At 68.8% G+C, this 17,351-nt stretch carries 13 protein-coding genes and 1 tRNA gene; 5 read left to right on the top strand and 9 right to left on the bottom strand.

Features of this window, described 5'->3' with window-relative positions; genetic code table 11:
* Positions 1-6 precede the first annotated feature (6 nt).
* The 5 genes from ACT6XY_RS13770 to pobA form a co-directional block, all read right to left on the bottom strand.
* Positions 7-1,452, bottom strand: coding sequence for an AMP nucleosidase (locus ACT6XY_RS13770; RefSeq protein ID WP_444748896.1), 1,446 nt, complete (start codon positions 1,450-1,452; stop codon positions 7-9).
* Positions 1,453-1,638: 186 nt separating this feature from the next.
* Positions 1,639-2,421, bottom strand: coding sequence for a tRNA pseudouridine(38-40) synthase TruA (gene truA, locus ACT6XY_RS13765; RefSeq protein ID WP_444748895.1), 783 nt, complete (start codon positions 2,419-2,421; stop codon positions 1,639-1,641).
* Positions 2,421-3,353 carry a methionyl-tRNA formyltransferase gene (fmt, locus tag ACT6XY_RS13760; protein ID WP_444748894.1) on the bottom strand — a complete coding sequence of 311 codons (933 nt, stop codon included), beginning with the start codon at positions 3,351-3,353 and terminating at the stop codon, positions 2,421-2,423. The genes truA and fmt overlap by 1 nt, the downstream gene beginning before the upstream one ends.
* On the bottom strand, positions 3,350-3,868 hold the full coding sequence (locus ACT6XY_RS13755) for a peptide deformylase (protein WP_444748893.1): 519 nt from the start codon (positions 3,866-3,868) through the stop codon (positions 3,350-3,352). Before ACT6XY_RS13755 ends, fmt begins: the two co-directional genes overlap by 4 nt.
* Positions 3,869-3,936: 68 nt before the next feature.
* Entirely contained in the window at positions 3,937-5,112 is a 1,176-nt protein-coding gene (gene pobA, locus ACT6XY_RS13750; RefSeq protein ID WP_444748892.1) for a 4-hydroxybenzoate 3-monooxygenase, read from the bottom strand.
* Between the two features lie 214 nt (positions 5,113-5,326).
* Here pobA and ACT6XY_RS13745 point away from each other — a divergent pair, with 214 nt between their 5' ends.
* From ACT6XY_RS13745 to ACT6XY_RS13735, 3 genes are all read left to right on the top strand, one after another.
* Entirely contained in the window at positions 5,327-6,298 is a 972-nt protein-coding gene (locus ACT6XY_RS13745) for a TAXI family TRAP transporter solute-binding subunit (protein WP_444748891.1), read from the top strand.
* Between the two features lie 119 nt (positions 6,299-6,417).
* Entirely contained in the window at positions 6,418-8,592 is a 2,175-nt protein-coding gene (locus ACT6XY_RS13740; RefSeq protein ID WP_444748890.1) for a TRAP transporter permease, read from the top strand.
* 60 nt (positions 8,593-8,652) lie between these two features.
* On the top strand, positions 8,653-9,138 hold the full coding sequence (locus ACT6XY_RS13735; protein ID WP_444748889.1) for an MgtC/SapB family protein: 486 nt from the start codon (positions 8,653-8,655) through the stop codon (positions 9,136-9,138).
* Between the two features lie 1,377 nt (positions 9,139-10,515).
* On the opposite strand, the gene ACT6XY_RS13730 is transcribed toward ACT6XY_RS13735, so the two are convergent.
* Positions 10,516-10,589, bottom strand: a tRNA-Gly gene (locus ACT6XY_RS13730).
* A 224-nt stretch (positions 10,590-10,813) separates the two neighbouring features.
* On the opposite strand from ACT6XY_RS13730, the gene ACT6XY_RS13725 reads away from it, so the two are divergent.
* Positions 10,814-11,803 carry a catalase gene (locus ACT6XY_RS13725; protein ID WP_444748888.1) on the top strand — a complete coding sequence of 330 codons (990 nt, stop codon included), beginning with the start codon at positions 10,814-10,816 and terminating at the stop codon, positions 11,801-11,803.
* 101 nt (positions 11,804-11,904) lie between these two features.
* Here the strand turns inward: ACT6XY_RS13725 and ACT6XY_RS13720 are convergent, their stop codons facing one another.
* A complete protein-coding gene (locus tag ACT6XY_RS13720; protein WP_444748887.1) occupies positions 11,905-13,107 on the bottom strand; it encodes a TadE/TadG family type IV pilus assembly protein in 1,203 nt (400 codons plus the stop codon).
* A 546-nt stretch (positions 13,108-13,653) separates the two neighbouring features.
* Here ACT6XY_RS13720 and hrpB point away from each other — a divergent pair.
* Positions 13,654-16,113, top strand: a complete 2,460-nt coding sequence (gene hrpB, locus ACT6XY_RS13715; RefSeq protein WP_444748886.1) for an ATP-dependent helicase HrpB — start codon at positions 13,654-13,656, stop codon at positions 16,111-16,113.
* Between the two features lie 61 nt (positions 16,114-16,174).
* Here the strand turns inward: hrpB and ACT6XY_RS13710 are convergent, their stop codons facing one another.
* Positions 16,175-17,041 carry a tetratricopeptide repeat protein gene (locus tag ACT6XY_RS13710; RefSeq protein ID WP_444748885.1) on the bottom strand — a complete coding sequence of 289 codons (867 nt, stop codon included), beginning with the start codon at positions 17,039-17,041 and terminating at the stop codon, positions 16,175-16,177.
* Positions 17,042-17,118: 77 nt separating this feature from the next.
* A partial coding sequence (locus tag ACT6XY_RS13705) for an FAD-dependent oxidoreductase (protein WP_444748884.1) occupies positions 17,119-17,351 on the bottom strand: 233 nt, incomplete at its 5' end.

Raw genomic sequence — 17,351 nt, 5'->3', positions numbered from 1 at the left:
TTTCCGTCAGCGGAAGGGCGGCTCGTCGAAGCTCCTGAGCTTGCGGGAATGGATGGCCCCGCCGGCGCGCTTCAGGCGCTCCACCGCGTCGAGGCCGACGAGCAGGTGCTGGGCGACGGCGCTGGCATAGAAGGCGTTGGCGGCGCCCGGCAGCTTGATCTCACCGTGCAGCGGCTTGTCGGAGACGCAGAGCAGGGTGCCGTAGGGCACACGCAGCCGGTAGCCCTGGGCGGCGATGGTGCCGCTCTCCATGTCGACCGCGATGGCGCGCGACAGGTTGAAGAGGCGCGCCTCCTGGGTGTAGCGCAGCTCCCAGTTGCGGTCGTTGTTGGTGACCACGGTGCCGGTCCTGAGGCGGTGCCTCAGCGCCTCGCCGGTCATGCCGGTGACGGCGGCGCAGGCCTCCTGCAGCGCGGTCTGGATCTCGGCGAGGGCGGGGATGGGGATTTCCGGCGGGACCAGCGCGTCGAGGATGCGGTCGCGCCTCAGATAGGCGTGGGCGAGGACGTAGTCGCCGATCTCCTGCGCCTGCCTCAAGCCGCCGCAATGGCCGATCATCAGCCAGCAATGGGGGCGGAGCACCGCCAGGTGGTCGGTGATGTTCTTGGCGTTGGAGGGACCGACGCCGATATTCACGAGAGTGACGCCGGCGGTGCCACGTCGCTCTAGGTGATAGGCCGGCATCTGGTAGCGGTGCCAGGCCGAGGCGGCGATGCGGGCGGCGCCGCCCTCGAGGGTCTCCGCCGTGACGGTGAGGCCGCCCGGCGCCACCAGCCTTTCGGCGCGGCCGGCGGCGATCTCGGCCATGGCCCAGCCGACGAACTGGTCGACGTAGCGGTGGTAGTTGGTCAGCAGGATCCAGGGCTGCACGGCGCGCCAGTCGGTGCCGGTATAGTGGATCAGCCGGCGCAGCGAATAGTCGACGCGCACCGCGTCGAACAGGGCGAGGGGCAGGGTTCCGGCCGAGAGCGCCTCGAACGTCCCGTCGGCCACCTCGTCGCCGACGAGCGAGAGCAGGGGGACCGGAAAATGGCGCGCCAGTTCCGCCGGCGTGCGGGCGTCGGCCGCGAGGTCAGACGCCCCGTCGAGCACATAGGGATAGGGAATTTCCTGGGTCGAGGGCCTGACGTCCAGCGTCGCGTCGTATTCCGTGGTGAGCGGGCGGAGCTGGTCGAGGAGGTAGCGCCGGAAGAAGCCGGGCTGGGTTATGGTCGTGGTGTAGAGGCCGGGCCGCGAGAACTTGGCATAGGCGCGGCGGTTGCGCGGGGCGGCCCGTTCCGGCGCATAGGTGACGGCGATTTCGGGATAGACGAAGCGGGCGCGTTCCTCGGGTGACGGCGGTGCGCCGCCGCCGAGATAGCGGGCAAGGGCAGCGCGCAGGGCGGCGGTCGCTTCCTCATAGAGGGTTTCGAGGCGGTCGACGGCAGCTTCGGGTGTCAGGCGTTCGGACATGGCGCAGGTTTAACACGATCGCATGGCGGTGGGATGCCGGCCCGGCAATGTCCATGTGCGTCCTTAGAGGGTTGCACCGTCGGCAACCCGCGGACACTCGCCCGTCGCTCCCTTCCCCTCGCTACGCTCGGCCGGGGATGACGGTCGGCGCATTGGGTCGGCCGGGGTGCGTGGCGACCCTCCCCGTCACCGCTCCGGCGTGTCGGGCAGGGGTTGCCAGTGCTCCGGATAATCCACCTGCGTCAGGTAGAGCGCATGCGCCGGGCCGACCGTTCCGCAGGCCTTGCGGTCCCGGGCGGCGAGCGCCTCGGAGAGGTCGTCGGCCGTCCACAGGCCCTCGCCGACCAGCTTCAGAGTGCCGACCATGGAGCGCACCTGGTTATGCAGGAAGGAGCGGGCGTCCAGCCGGCATTCGATGCCGGTCGCGGTACGCTCGACGTCGAAACGGTCAAGGTTGCGCACCGGCGATTTCGCCTGGCATTCGGTGGAGCGGAAGGTGGTGAAATCGTGCCGGCCGATCAGGACGCGCGCCGCCTCGCGCATGCGGTCGACGTCGAGGGCCTTGGGCGACCACCAGGCGCGCTGGCGTTCCAGCGTCAGCGGCGGACGGCGGTCGATGATGCGGTAGAGATAGTGGCGGCGGACGGCGGAGAAGCGGGCGTCGAAGTCATCCGGCATCTTCTCGACGGCGACCACCGCGACGGCCTCGTCCTTCAGGTAGCGGTTGGTGGCGTCGCGCACCACGCGGTTCGGCCAGTCGCGGGTGAGATCGACGTGGGCGACCTGGCCGGTGGCGTGGACGCCGGCATCGGTGCGGCCGGCGCCGCCGACGGTCACGCTCTCGCCGGAGAATTGGCCGATGGCGCGGACGAGCTCGCCCTGCACGGACTTGCCGAAGCTCGCGCCCTGCATCTGCCAGCCGAGATAGGGCCCGCCGTCATATTCGATCGTCAGCCTGTAGCGCGGCATTAACCGAAGACCGCGCCGGGTCCGACCTTGGCGCCGTTGAGGAAGTCCGCCGCCTTCATGGCCCTGGCGCCGGCGCGCTGGACCTCGGCGAGGCGCAGGGCGCCGGTGCCGCAGGCGACCGCGAGATCGTCGGAGAGCAGCGTCCCCGGCCGGCCGGAACCGGCGGCGAGGGCGGTGCGCAGCACCTTCACGCGCTCCGGCCCCTTGCCGAGATCGGCCTCGAACCAGGCGCCGGGAAAGGGCGAGAGGCCGCGCACCTTGTCGTGGATCTCGGACGCCGGGCGCGTCCAGTCGATCCGCGCCTCGGCCTTGTCGATCTTGGCGGCGTAGGTGACGCCGTCCCGGGACTGGGGCGCGAAGCCAAGCGAACCGCGGTCGAGGGCGGCGAGAGCCCGCACCATGAGGTCGGCGCCCAGCACCGCCATGCGGTCGTGAAGGTCCTGCGCGGTCATGTCGGGACCGACGACGATCTTCTCCACCATGGCGACCGGGCCGGTGTCGAGACCCTCGTCCATCTTCATGACCATGACGCCGGTCTCGGCATCGCCCGCCATGATTGCCCGCTGGATGGGGGCGGCGCCGCGCCAGCGCGGCAGCAGCGAGCCATGCAGGTTGAGGCAGCCGAGCGGGGGGGCGTCGAGCACGGGCTTCGGCAGGATGAGGCCATAGGCGACGACCACGGCGACATCGGCGCCGAGCGAAGCGAAGTCGGCCTGCGCGGCTTCGTCGCGCAGCGTCCGCGGCGTGAAGACGGGGATGCCGAACCCGTCGGCGAGCCGGTGGACGGGCGTCTTCTGCTCGGCCATGCCGCGCCCGGCGGGTTTCGGCGCGCGGGTGTAGACCGCCACCACCTCGTGGCCCTGGCCAATGATCTCGGAGAGGGTGGGCACCGCGAAATCCGGCGTGCCCATGAAGACGACGCGAAGGCTCACGCGAGCGCCTCGCGGCGGGCGGCCTTGGTGAACTTCTTGATGACGCGCTCGCGCTTCAGGCGGGAGATGTGGTCGATGAAGAGGACGCCGTTGAGGTGGTCGACCTCATGCTGGACGCAGGTCGCCATCAGGCCCTCGCAGTCGAGCTCCTGCAGCTTGCCGTCGAGGTCGAGATAGCGGACGCGGCACTTCGCCGGGCGCTCCACCTCCTCGTAGTATTCGGGGATGGAGAGGCAGCCCTCCTCGTAGACGGAGAGCTCGTCCGAGCTCCAGACGATCTCGGGATTGATCAGCACCACCGGCTTCTTCGGCTCGTCCTTGCGGGCGAGGTCGATGGTGACGACGCGCTGGGGCACGGCGATCTGGATCGCCGCGAGGCCGATGCCGGGCGCGTCGTACATGGTGTCCAGCATGTCGTCGGCGAGCTTCCTCACCTTGGAATCGACGGCTGCGACGGGCTCGCAGACGAGCTTCAGCCGCGGATCGGGAATGACGATGATCTCGCGCAGGGCCATGGTTGTCGTCCGGAGGGGTCGAAAACGCCTGAGTTAAGCGTCCGCGCCGGCAGGGTCAATGACGGGGATCAGACCGGCAGGCCGACATAGTTCTCGGCGAGCGAGGTCATGGCGGCCTGCGAGGAGACGAGATAGGCGAGGTCTGCCTCCTGCATGCGCTGGTCGAAGGCGGTCTGGTCGGGGAAGCGGTGGAGCATGGTGGTCATCCACCAGGAGAAGCGTACCGCCTTCCAGATGCGGTCGAGGGCGCGGCCGGAATAAGCGTCGAGGCCGCCGGAGGACTTTTCGCCGTAGTGCTCGAGCAGGCCCTCGGCGAGGTAGCGCACGTCGCTCATGGCGAGGTTCAGGCCCTTGGCGCCGGTCGGCGGCACGATGTGGGCGGCGTCGCCGACGAGGAACAGGCGGCCGAAGCGCAGCGGCTCGGCGACGAAGCTGCGCAGGGGGGCGATCGACTTCTCGAAGGAGGGGCCGGTGACCAGGGCTTCGGCGGTGGGCGCGTCGACGCGGCGGCGAATCTCGTCCCAGAACCGGTCGTCCGGCCAGTCCTCGACCCGGTCGTCGAGGGGGCACTGGACGTAGTAGCGGCTGCGGGTGCTGGAGCGCATGGTGCACAGCGCGAAGCCGCGGGGCGAGTTGGCGTAGATGAGCTCGTGGTCGACGGGGGGCACCTCGGCGAGGATGCCGAGCCAGCCGAAGGGATAGACGCGCTCGTAGGTCGCGATGGCGCCCGCCGGGACGCTGGCGCGCGAGACGCCGTGGTAGCCGTCGCAGCCGGCGATGAAGTCGCAGGCGATCTCGTGGGTGACGCCGTCCTTCACATAGGTGACGCGCGGTGCCTCGCCGTCGAAGGCGTGGGGGGTGACGGCCTCCGCCTCGTAGACCGTCGGCGCGCCGGAGGCGGCGCGGGCGTCCATCAGGTCGCGGGTGACCTCCGTCTGGCCGTAGATCGTCACCACCTTGCCGCCGGCGAGGCCGGAGAGATCGATGCGGTGGCGCTCGCCGTCGAAGGCCAGCGCCATGCCGTGGTGGATCAGGCCCTCGCGGTCGAGGCGGCCGGCAAGCCCGTTGTCACGCAGGAGGTCGACGGTGCCCTGCTCGAGCAGGCCGGCGCGCACGCGCGCGAGCACGTAGTCCTGGCTCCGGCTCTCCAGGATGATCGTCTCGATCCCGGCCCGGTGGAGAATATGACCGAGCATGAGGCCCGAGGGCCCCGAGCCGATGATGACGACCTGCACGCGCTTCATACAAACCCTCCGCTTGCGCTCTCACCGGCGCCTTGGCGCCATGCCGCCACGGGCACGTTCCGCGGGCAAGTCCTTTTGTACGTGCATGGCGGGTCCGTCCCCAGAATGAGGCGTCCGGCTGGCCTCGCTGCCTGCAATGTGGTCACATGCGCGCTTTCCGCCCCCGCTCCCCGGGCCGGCGGAGACGCTGTTCAAGACGTGTGGAGACATCACAATGACCATCGACCGCAGGCAGTTCACGGCGCTCGCCGGCGCCACCGGCCTCGCCTCGCTGCTGGCGCCGGGCGCCGCCCTCGCCCAGGCCAAGCAGTTCTTCCGCATCGGCACGGGTGGTACGGCGGGAACCTACTATCCGATCGGCGGCCTCATCGCGAACGCCATCTCCACCGGCACGCTCGACGCCTCGGCGGTGGCCACCAACGGATCCGTGGCGAACGTCAACGGCATCGTCGGCGGCTCGATGGAATCCGGCTTCAGCCAGTCCGACGTCGCCAGCTGGGCCCATTCCGGCACCGGCGTGTACCAGGGCCGCCCGAAGGTCGAGGTGCTGCGCGCCATCGCCAACCTCTATCCGGAATCGCTGCATGTCGTGGTCAAGAAGGGCCTGAACATCCGCTCGATCGCCGACCTCAAGGGCAAGCGCATCTCCATCGACGAGCCGGGTTCGGGCTCGATCATCAACGCCAAGGCAATCCTCGCCGGCTACGGCATCCGCGACGCCGACTATCGTGCCGAGAACCTGAAGCCCGGTCCCTCGGCCGAGAAGCTGAAGGACGGCGGCCTCGACGCCTTCTTCATGACTACGGGCTGGCCGACGGCGGCGCTGACCGAGCTCGCCACGACCACGGGCATCGAGCTCCTGCCGATCGACGGCGAACCGGCGAAGAAGATCATGGCCGAGTTCAAGTTCTTCGCCGAGGACGAGATTCCGGACGGCGCCTACAAGGACGTGAAGGGCGTGAAGACCCTGGCGGTGGGCGCCCAGTGGGTGACCTCGACCCGCATGAGCGCCGACCTCGTCTATGAGGTCACCAAGGCGCTGTGGAGCGACAAGACGCGCGCCCTGCTCGATGCCGGCCACGCCAAGGGCAAGTCGATCCGCAAGGAGACCGCGCTCCAGGGCCTCGGCATTCCGCTGCACGACGGCGCCGCGCGCTTCTACAAGGAAGCGGGGCTGCTGCGCTGAGCCCGGGAGGCCGTCCGGCTTGACGACGATGGGCCGCGCGGTTACCGCGCGGCCTTCTCGTTCCTGACGGCGCACCGCCGGGAACCTCCCCCGCACTCCCGACACGCGCGAGACGGCCGATGAAGATCGAGGCGATGGACCCGAATGCCCTCCAGAAGCTGGAGGAGGAGTTCGATTCCGAAGTGCGCTTCCGGCCGCTGCTGCCGGCCACCGCCTGGCTCGTCGCCGGCCTGCTCTTCGCGCTCTCGGCCTTCCACTACTACACGGCCGGTTTCGGCCTGCTGCGCGAGGCGACCCATCGCGGCATCCACATGGCCTTCGTTCTGGGCCTGATCTTCCTCGTCTTCCCGCTGCTGAAGCGCGACCACCAGACGCCGCCGCAGTCCGGCGTCCTCGCCCCCGGCGGCATCGCCCTCTACGACTGGGTCCTGGCGGCCGGCGCCGTCGTCGCCAGCCTCTACATGCCGTGGATCTACGACGACCTCGCCTTCCGCGTCGGCAATCCCGAGCCGCTGGACGTCGCCATGGCGACCATCGCCATCCTCGTCCTGCTCGAGGCGACCCGGCGCAGCGTCGGCTGGCCGCTGCCGATCATCGCCATCTCGCTGATGGTCTATGCCATGTACGGCCAGTCGCTGCCGGGCATCCTCGCCCATCCCGGCAACAGCTGGTCGTCGGTGGTCAACCACCTCTACCTCACCAGCAACGGCATCTACGGCATCGCGCTGGGCGTCGTGGCGACCTACGTCTTCCACTACGTGCTCTTCGGCGTGCTGGCGACGCGGATCGGCCTCGGCCGGCTGTTCATCGACCTCGCAACGTCGCTCGCCGGCCGCTATTCCGGCGGCCCGGCCAAGGTGTCGATCTTCGGCTCGGCCATGTTCGGCATGATCTCGGGCTCGTCCATCGCCAATACGGTGACGGTCGGCTCGCTGACGATCCCGGCCATGATGCGGCTCGGCTATCCGCGCCACATGGCGGCGGCGATTGAATCGACCGCCTCCACCGGCGGGCAGATCACGCCGCCGATCATGGGTGCGGCCGCCTTCCTCATGATCGAGTTCCTCAACCTGCCCTACCAGTCCATCGTGCTGGCGGCCCTCATCCCGGCTTTCATGCACTTCTTCGGCGTGTTCTGGCAGGTGCATTTCGAGGCGAAGAAGAACGGCCTGAAGGGCATTCCCGCCGCCGACCTTCCCAAGGCGCGCGAGGTCATCGCCCGCGACTGGCCGGCCGCCGTCCCGCTCATCGTGCTGCTGATGGTGCTGTTCTCCGGCTTCACGCCCTATCTCGCGGCCTTCTGGGGCATCACCGCCTGCGTGCTCGTCGGGTTCACCCGCCGCAACCCCGTAGCGGCGGTCGGTTTCCTCGCGGTGATGATCGCCGCGATCGCCGCAGGTCTCCTCACCGAGGGCTGGGCGACGATTGCCATCGCCGCCGGCGTCGCCGTGGTCTGCACCGCCTTCGCGCTTCGTGACGCGGAGGGCAAGTTCCTCACCGCCGACATGATCGACGCCTTCGTGGTGGGTGCGAAATATGCCATCGCCGTCGGCGCCGCGGCAGCCACCGTCGGCATCATCGTCGGCGTCGTGACGCTGACCGGCGTCGGCTTCAAGATCTCCAACATCGTGACGAGCTTTGCCGCGCAGCTCGCGGCCATCACCGGCTCGATCCTGCCGGCCTGGGCCTTCGATGCGAAGGGCATGACCCTGTTCTACACGCTGGTGATGACGGCTATCGTCTGCATCCTGCTGGGGTGCGGCGTGCCGACGACCGCCAACTACATCATCATGGTGACGGTGGCGGCGCCGGCGCTGGCGCTGCTCGGCGTCGAGCCCATCGTCGCCCATTTCTTCGTCTTCTACTACGGCGTCCTCGCCGACATCACGCCACCGGTGGCGCTCGCGGCCTATGCCGCGGCCAGCATGGCGGGGGCCGATCCGTTCAAGACCGGCAACACCGCCTTCCGCCTCGGCCTCGCCAAGGCGCTGGTGCCGTTCGTCTTCGTCTACGGGCCCTCGCTGCTCATCGTCACCAAGGGCTTCACCTGGACCGATTTCGTGGTGACGGCGGCGACCTGCGCCCTCGGCGTCTTCATCCTGGCGGCGGCGCTCACGGGATATGCTCTGGTGCGGATGCCGCTGTGGCAGCGCCTCTCCCTCGGCCTCTCCGGCCTCTTGCTGATGGCACCGAGCATCCCCGCCAGTCTCCTCGGCATCGCCGTCGCGGTTCCGGCCCTCCTCGCGCAGATCGCCGCCAACCGTCAGCAGAAGGATGCCGCGCCGGCCGGCTGACGGCATGGGGGAACCGCCGGAGAGCGTGCTGCGTTACCTGCGGCTCTCCGGGAGGATCTCATGCTCGACACGCTCATCGCCACGGCGCGGGCCGACCTCCTGCCGCATCTCCTGGCGCTGAGCGTCGCCTATGTGCTGGTGCTCCCCATCGGCTGGGACCGCGAGAAGGAGGACCGCAGCGCGGGCCTCAGGACCTTTCCGCTGGTCGCCATCGCCTGCTGCGGCTTCGTCCAGGCGGCCGAGATGAAATACGGCGCCCATCCCGACGCCATGGGCAAGATCGTCGAGGGCCTGATCACCGGCATCGGCTTCATCGGCGGCGGCGCCATCCTCAAGCAGGGCGCCTCGGTGCGCGGCACCGCGACGGCGGCGAGCCTGTGGGCGACGGGCGCCATCGGCACGGCGGTCGGTCTCGGCGCCTATGGCGTCGCGGTGCTGGTGGCGGTCTTCACGGTCACCACGCTGAAATGGCTGACGCCGCTGAAGGAGGAAGCGCGGGAGCAGGGCGCCGCCGAACCCGGCGACGGCGGCGAGGCACAGCGCTAGCCCGAAGGTGAGGGGCTGGAGCGGGTGAAGGGAATCGAACCCTCGTATGCAGCTTGGGAAGCTGCCTTTACTGAAGTCTAAGTTGTGACGTTGGTGATTGACAAACTATAAAGGGGTGATCTTCCGTTTGCCCCGTGATAGTAGGAATCGAGCGCCAGTACAGCGAGATGTTAGTCTCGCTGAGTGACCGAATCAGTCATCTTGGCTTCCTTAGAAAAGAACTTCGCCTCAGGCAAGTTTCGTGGGTTGGATTGCAAGTAAAATTGCCGCTAAGATGGCCGTTGAGTGCTTCAAGCCACGGAAGTGCCTTCGCTATGCGACCGGAATACAACGGTTTATTTAACAGCGCCAAACGCCTGAAGATAGACGTTGGCGATAGAATAGACACGGTCATGCCGGCGAAAGATACGCCTGGACCCAATTTCTGTGAAAGCTGCTCTGGGTTTAGAATCTCAAACGACTGATAGTCTGTCGGGTCTCGAAATGTCACGAGGACAGGCAGCCATCTCTGTGGAACGGAAAACACAGTGCCGCTCTCCGCTGCTGCCTCTAAATTCTCGTAAATCTGCTCCTTAGAAGTCCAATTAATGTCCAGAGTGCGGAACATTATAGAGCTAAAGTCCACATCGACTTGACCCGATATGTCCATATTGAATGTACTAACGACGTTCTTGCCGTCGCCAAGATCCAAGTAAATCGCCTCGCCTGAGGTATTTGCCCTAAAACCTCTGGCTTCCGTCGAAAAAAACGGCACGCTTCTCGTATCGCTGAAGGTCACCTCGATAACAGTGCTTCCCGAAACGAGGCCTGATGGTGTGTGCACGGACGTCGTAAGCCTATATCGGAACGCCCTGTTTAACCAACAGCCTGCGAGTGGCAATGACAGCCCGCCTAAGGTCGCAAGGATGGCTACTCGCTTACTTATCATCGACGGCACAGCGCGCGCCATATGTAGCGGAAGTTTAGCATCAATAAATACCATCGATTTAGGTATTATGCGACTGCGTGCAGATCAGTTATACAGCACGTATACCGAGAATACGTGGGTTGCCACTTCTTCGAAGCTGCCAGTGATGCGTTCGAACGTCAATACCGTGCAGGTGCCGTCAAAACTAAAGTGGAGGTATCCAGTGGTTCAATCATTGCGCCGTTTTAGTGCGGAGGGGGTATTGGCCTCGTGGTTCTACACCGATAGGCACGGCTGCTTTCTAATTTTGTGGTAGGATGGCGCGGGGATATTGCTAGTTGCCCGCGAGGTGGAGATTGCGGCTGCGGACTTCTTTCAAGTGAAGATGAAATTCAGCTGGAATCTACGCCGCGCGTGCCCGACACGAGAAGCCCAAATTGCCAGCAAAATGACAAGGAATGTCAAAGGGCTGGAGCGGGTGAAGGGAATCGAACCCTCGTATGCAGCTTGGGAAGCTGCCGTTCTACCATTGAACTACACCCGCGGGAGACGACCCGAGGTCCCGGGTCCGTCAGCGCCCCGTCGGGCCCGTGACCGGGCCTTCGGAAGACCGACGTTGTAGCCGTTTTGAGGTCAGGGGATCAAGGCCCGTCCCGTTTCCGCGCGCGCTCCGCCGGCTGTGCGAGCCCTGCGTAACACTGTCGTCGTTGCCGGCGTATCACATCCCAGCGCTGCACAACCATCGCAGCGGCGAGGGAGACGACACCCATGAAAGCCCTTTATGCAGCTGCTGCGGCTGGTCTTGCCGCGAGCCTCGTCCCGGCGGTCCCAGCCCTTGCGCAGGATGCCGATCCGACGCCGATCGTCGAGCTGATGCGCACCTTCGCCGGCCCCGGGACCCATCGTCCGAGCGGTGCGAAGGGACGGTGCTACGCGGGTGAATTCGTTCCCAACGCCGCCGCCCAGGCGCTCTCCAAGGCGGTGATCCTGACGCGCAATTCCCAGGCGCTCATCCGCTTCTCGGTCGGCGGCGGAAACCCCGCCGTCGCCGACGGCTCCCGCGGCGGCAACCGGGGCCTCTCCATCCGCATCGACGCCGACGGCCCCGGCCAGACCGAATTCGTGATGGTCAACGCGCCGATCAATTTCGCGCGGACGCCGGCGCAGATGCTGGGCTTCCTCGAAGCCCGCCGGCCGGGCGCCAACGGCCAGATGGACCCGGAGAAGGTGCGCGCCTTCACCGAAGCCAATCCGGAGACCACGGGCCAGGCGCGCTATCTCGCCAGCAAGCCGATTCCGGGATCGTGGGTCGGCGTGAACTACTGGGCCCTTCACGCCTACACCCTGACCAACGCCAGCGGCGCCGCTCAGGTGGTGAAGTTCCGCATGGATCCGCTCGACGGCGCGGTGAACCTGACCGACGACGAAGCCCGTGCACGCCCGCGCGACTTCCTCGCCGATGAGCTCGGCGGACGTCTCGCGGCCTCGCGGCCCGCGGGCTTCAGGATGGTGGCGATCATCGGCCGCCCCGGTGACTCGACCAACGACGTCACCCGGATGTGGGAGGGGGAGGACAGCCGCCCCGTCGTCGAGCTCGGCACGCTGCATGTGCGCGCCGCGGCCGATGCGGCCCGCTGCGACGGCACGATCTTCGCGCCGACGATCCTCGCCGACGGCATCGCCGGACCGGCCGAAGATCCGATGTTCGCGATCCGCACCCCCGCCTATGCGATCTCGATCACCAAGCGGCAGAACTGAGCGCCGCGCGCCGGCTGCGGCGCGCCCCGAATGAGAATCGGCCCGCGGCGACAACCGCGGGCCGTTCCACGAGACGGCGATCGAGGAGGCCGCGGCGGGCGCTACTGCGTCAGCCGAACGCTGGTCGTGCCTCCCGACGAGGAGGACAGGCCGGTGTTGGTCGAGAGCTTCCAGTCGAGGCTGTTGAAGATGATCGTGTTGGAGACGATCTGGATTCGCGAGCCGTTGACGGTGGACGTCGAGTTCCACGTGAGGTCGCGCCGCGGCAGGTAGATGAGCCCCGAAATCTCCTCGCTCACGGAGGAGTTGAACACGTACTGCGTCGTGTTCGTGCTGGTGCTCGGCTCGAACATGAGGATGTTCGCATAGGTGCCGGTGGTCGGGGCCGAGAGCTTGGCGGTCAGACCGCCGTTGAAGCGGATTTCCGAATTGGTGTCGGGGAAATAGAAGGTGACGCCGTTGCCCTCGATGACGGCGTTGGAATTGATCACCATGCGGCCCTTGATGATGTGCAGGCCCGGCTGGAAGACGATGCGCGGCGAGCCGTTGAAGTTGACGTCGCACCACACGGAACCGGCCGGCATGGTGTGCGCCCCGCCGCCCGCCGGCGGATCATAGACCTGCTTGGTGTTGGTGCAGGCGCCGACGGTGGGCTTGGGCAGCTTGCCGGCATAGGGATCGGTCGCCGCGGCGCAGCCCGTCTGGATCGGCAGCGGGCTGGACGTGTTCTTGATGATGTTGGTTCCCTGGATGCAGAAGGTCTTCAGGTTCAGCGTCGTACCGGCGTTGAAGATGGCGGCAGGGGACGCGGTCGAGCGGACGTGAACCTCGCAGTCCGGCGCGTTTATCCGGGCGCCGGAATTGACCAGCAGCGACTGCGACGTGTTGGGCGCCAGCGCGAAGATGCAGGGCATGGCGGCGGCGGCCCCGGACGAGGTCGAGCGCACCGCGGCAGCCTTTGCGGTGATCGCCACCGAGGTGTTGCCGACGACGGCCATGAAGGTGGTGGGGACGGTGGCGCTGGCCGTGCCGCTCACCTTGGTGCCGTCGACCTGGAACTGGGCCGTGGCGCCGGCCACGGTGGACTGCCCCCTGAAATAGCCGGAGGCGGTGGAGATCTCGGTGCCGACGGCGCGGGCCCCGGCGAGAACGGAGGCGTCCAGGGTCGCCTGCATGGCGGTGCGTTGCTGCGCGACCCGTGAATAGTCGACGCCGGCGCCCACCGTCGCCAGGAGCGGCAGGGCGGCGATTGCGAAGGTGGTCGCGATATTGCCGCGACCGTCGTCAAGGAAACGGCGAACCATCCGAACCGGCACGTCCAAGCTCCGTTGTCGTCTCAGTCTTGGCGACAGTGTTACCGGGAGCGGATGAATCCAAGTTTAAGACAACCGCGACCCGATGCCCGGGCTCGTCTCTCGCGTTGCTGGCTGACGCGATCCAGTTGCCTGCTCATGCCGTCCCGTGTCGGCCTCGGCACAGTATTGCCTATAATATAGGCAATCAGCTACCGCCGTCAGATGCGCAGCCTCTGCGGCATGAACCTTGGCTCCGCCCAGAGAGAACGGCCCGCGGCGACAACCCGCGGGCCGTTCCATGCGGGCGGCCATGAGGAGCATGGGGACAGGCCGCCCCGCCGCCCGGCGGCGCCGCTCTTCATGGCGGTGCTCAGATCACGGACGGGTCTGGTGCCGGGACGCGTCCACGTCCCGGCAGGGCACGCCGCCGTCCCGTTCCGGAACATCCGGCGGCCCTTGCCATGTCCATCGCAAGGGGAGGGCCCGGACGCGGGTTTCGTGCCATTCCGGCCTGTCCCGCTTGCGGACGGGGTGAAGGAACCGTAAACGCCGCGCGTGTCCCATCCGGCCCTCCCCATCGATGCCGTCATTTCCGACCTGACGCGTGCGCTCGCGGCCGGTCCGCGCGCCGTGGTGGTGGCGCCGCCGGGGGCCGGCAAGTCGACGCGCGTGCCGCTCGTGCTGATGGAGGAGTCCTGGACCGGGACGGGCAAGATCCTCGTGCTGGAGCCCCGGCGCATCGCGGCGCGGGCCGTCGCCGACCGCATGGCGCGGACTCTGGGGGAAGAGATCGGGGGCCGGGTCGGCCTCAGGGTCCGCTTCGGTTCGAAGGTGTCGTCCCGCACGCGGGTCGAGGTGGTGACCGAGGGCATCTTCACCCGCATGATCCTCGACGATCCCGCGCTGACGGGGGTCGCCGCGGTGCTGTTCGACGAGTTCCACGAGCGCAGCCTCGATGCCGATCTCGGCCTCGCCCTGGCGCTCGACGCGCAGGGCGCCCTGCGCGAGGACCTGCGCATCCTCGTCATGTCGGCGACGCTCGACGGGGCGCGGGTGGCGCGGCTCCTCGCCGATGCGCCGCTCATCGAGAGCGCAGGCCGCGCCTTCCCCGTCACGACGCGCCACGTGGGGCGCGATCCCGCGGCGCGACTCGAGGACGAGGTGGCGCGGGTGGTGCGCCGGGCTCTCGCCGAGGAGGCGGGATCGGCGCTCGTCTTCCTGCCCGGAGCCTCCGAGATCCGCCGCACCGCCGACCTCCTCGCCGCGACGGTGAAGGATCCCGCCGTCGACATCGTCCAGCTCTTCGGTGCTCTCGACCGGGCCGATCAGGACCGGGCCATCGAGGCGGCGCCGGCCGGGCGGCGCAAGGTGGTGCTGGCGACCTCCATCGCCGAGACCTCGCTGACCATCGAGGGCGTGCGCATCGTCGTCGATTGCGGCCTCGCCCGTGTCCCCCGCTTCGAACCCGATCTCGGGCTGACCCGGCTCGAGACGGTGAGGGTGTCGCGCGCCGCCGCGGACCAGCGGCGCGGCCGCGCCGGCCGGACCGAGCCGGGCGTCTGCTATCGGCTGTGGGGCGAGGCGCAGGAGGGCGCCTTTCCGGCCTACGCGACGCCGGAGATCCTGGACGCCGACCTCTCGTCCTTCCTGCTCGACTGCGCAGCCTGGGGGGTCACCGACCCGACGAGCCTCGCCTTCCTCGATCCGCCGCCGAAGCCCGCACTTGCCGAAGCGCGTGCGTTGCTCGAAAGCCTCGCCGCCCTCGACGCGGACGGACGCATCACCTCCGAGGGCAAGCTGCTGCGCGGCCTGCCGCTGACGCCGCGCCTCGCCCGGATGGTGGTGGATGCGAGTGCCCGCGGCGAGGGACGGCTCGCCGCCGATCTCGCCCTCCTCGTCTCGGAACGCGGCCTCGGCGGTGAGGACGTCCATCTCGGCCACCGTCTCGACCGCCTCCGGACCGACCGCTCGCGCCGCGCCGAGGATGCCCGGCGGATGGCGGCCGGCTGGCTGCGGGAGGTGAAGGGCGCGCCCGACATCGGCTCGGGCCCCGAGCGGGCCGGCGCGGTGCTGGCGCTCGCCTTTCCCGACCGCATCGCCCGGGCGCGCGGCAAGGACGGCGATTTCGTCCTCGCCAACGGCCGCGGCGGCTCGGTCGATCCCGCCTCGCCGCTCGCCAGGGAGACCTTCCTCGCGGTGGCCGAGATCGGCGGCGTCGCGGCGCGGGCGCGCATCCTCTCCGCCGCGCCGATCAGCCTCACCGAGATCGAGGAGGGTTTTGCGAGCCGCATCGAGACGCGCGAGGAGGTCGCCTTCGACAAGGCCGCCGCGGCGCTCCGCGCGAAGCGCTCGCGCCGGCTCGGGGCCGTCAATCTCGGCGAACAGACCCTGGCCGTGCCGGCGGACGAGGCGAGCGCCGCGAGGCTCGCGGAGGGCATCGCCCAGCTCGGCCTCCACCGCCTGCCCTGGACCAAGGCGCAGCTCGCGCTGCGCCACCGCGTCGCCTTCCTGCGTCGGGTGGACGAGAGCTTTCCCGACCTCTCGGACGCGACCCTCGCGGCGAGCGCGGTGGAGTGGCTGGCCCCGCACATCCTCGGCAAGTCGGCACTGTCCCAGATCGGTGCGGACGACCTCGGCAACGCCCTCGACCAACTGGTCCCGTGGGACGTGAAGCGGCGGATCGAAACGGACCTGCCCAGCCACTTCGACGCGCCGTCCGGCCAGCGCCACCCCATCGACTACGAAGGGGAGGAGCCGGTGCTGTCGATCCGGGTGCAGGAGCTGTTCGGCCTCGCCGTCCATCCGAGCGTGGCGCGCGGCAAGATCCCCCTGGTGGTGGAGCTCCTGTCGCCGGCGCACCGGCCGGTGCAGGTGACACGCGACCTCCCCGGGTTCTGGAAGGGCTCATGGCAGGCGGTGAAGTCAGACATGAAGGGCCGCTATCCGCGCCATCCCTGGCCCGACGACCCCGCTGCCGCCGCGGCGACGCATCGGGCGAAGCCGCGGGGGACGTGAGGGTGGCTGCGGTTCCGGCCGCGCAGGCCCGGTATCACCCGTTTCGCGACGTGGGAAAGCCTCAGCCCCGCGGTGCGGCGGGAGCCGCGGCCGCTCCCGGGGCTGCCGGTGCACCCGCCCGCTGCTGCGGGGCGCCGCGCCGCTCGCTCTGGCGGATCTGCGCCCAGGAATTCTGCTGCGTCACCATGGAGCGAAGATAGGCGACGTTCTGCTCGGCCTCGGCCGGGGGCAGGTCCTTGCGGGCGATCTCCTCGGCCTCGGCGAAGCGGCCCTGGAGCCCGACGACGAGGGCGAGGTTCTGGCGCACGCGCTTGTCGGCCTGGGGATGGCCAGCCGCCTGGCGCAGCGCCTGCTCGGCCTGGGGGAGCTGGCGGGAGAGGGCGTAGGACAGGCCGAGGTTGGAGAGGATCGCCGGCTCGCCCGGGGCGATCTTCAGGGCGTCGTTGTAGAGGGCCTGGGCCTCCTGCGGACGGCCCATCTGGTCGTAGATTGAGGCCTGGACGTTGATGATGCGCCAGTCCGGCTGATCGGGGCGGTGGGCGCGGCCGAGCACCTGGAGCGCCTGGTCGTGGCGGCCGGCATCGGCGAGCGCGCGGCCGAACTCGCCCATCAGCGTGAGGTTGCGCGGCTCGCGGATCGCGACGCGCTCCAGCACCGCGACGGCCTGCACGGACTGGCCGGTGGCACGCAGCGCCCGGGCATAGCGCATGGCGTTGCCGGTGTCGGTCGGCGTCGAGCGGTAGCGGGCGGCGAGGCCCTCGATCTCGCTGCGTGCGGCCTGCTCGCCATAGGGCGCCGACGGCACAGAGCCGGTGATGTCGCCGCCGCCACCGCCGCGGCGGGCGCTCAGCGAGCAGCCACCCGAGACGAGGGCAGCGAGGGTGACGACGAGGACGAGGGGCCGGACAGACAGGGACGCATTCGGCATGACGGACTCCGCGGGACAGGACGTGCGGCGAGGCCCAAGGTCATAATCCGTTAACGTTAACGAGCCGCTAAGACGGCTCAGTCGCGGCGGCGGCTGCGGGCCGGCGGCTGCACCCAACGCAGCGCCTGGTCGGCGGCGCGCTCTCCGGAAGCCCAGGCCCCGCCCACCGTGCCCCAGAGGCCCTCGTCGGTGGCCTCGCCGGCGAAGAGGATCCGCTGGCCGACGGGTTCGGCGAGGCGCAGCCGCTGGCCGGTGGCGCCGGGCCCGGGGACCGACCAGGCGCCGCGGACGCAGGGGGGGGTGGGCCCGG

This window comes from Phreatobacter sp. (genome assembly GCF_052440005.1).
Classification (GTDB): domain Bacteria; phylum Pseudomonadota; class Alphaproteobacteria; order Rhizobiales; family Phreatobacteraceae; genus Phreatobacter.
Note: the sequence above shows the minus strand (reverse complement) of the source record. Positions and strands in the feature narration are given on the sequence as shown.

Bases quoted from the DNA above. Each gene is read 5' to 3' on its own strand.
- ACT6XY_RS13725 (WP_444748888.1), top strand. From the start codon at position 10,814: ATGAAAGCCCTTTATGCAGCTGCTGCGGCTGGTCTTGCCGCGAGCCTC.
- truA (WP_444748895.1), bottom strand. From the start codon at position 2,421: ATGCCGCGCTACAGGCTGACGATCGAATATGACGGCGGGCCCTATCTC.
- ACT6XY_RS13745 (WP_444748891.1), top strand. From the start codon at position 5,327: ATGACCATCGACCGCAGGCAGTTCACGGCGCTCGCCGGCGCCACCGGC.
- ACT6XY_RS13770 (WP_444748896.1), bottom strand. From the start codon at position 1,452: ATGTCCGAACGCCTGACACCCGAAGCTGCCGTCGACCGCCTCGAAACC.
- ACT6XY_RS13710 (WP_444748885.1), bottom strand. From the start codon at position 17,041: ATGCCGAATGCGTCCCTGTCTGTCCGGCCCCTCGTCCTCGTCGTCACC.
- ACT6XY_RS13720 (WP_444748887.1), bottom strand. From the start codon at position 13,107: ATGGTTCGCCGTTTCCTTGACGACGGTCGCGGCAATATCGCGACCACC.
- ACT6XY_RS13735 (WP_444748889.1), top strand. From the start codon at position 8,653: ATGCTCGACACGCTCATCGCCACGGCGCGGGCCGACCTCCTGCCGCAT.
- pobA (WP_444748892.1), bottom strand. From the start codon at position 5,112: ATGAAGCGCGTGCAGGTCGTCATCATCGGCTCGGGGCCCTCGGGCCTC.
- ACT6XY_RS13755 (WP_444748893.1), bottom strand. From the start codon at position 3,868: ATGGCCCTGCGCGAGATCATCGTCATTCCCGATCCGCGGCTGAAGCTC.
- ACT6XY_RS13740 (WP_444748890.1), top strand. From the start codon at position 6,418: ATGAAGATCGAGGCGATGGACCCGAATGCCCTCCAGAAGCTGGAGGAG.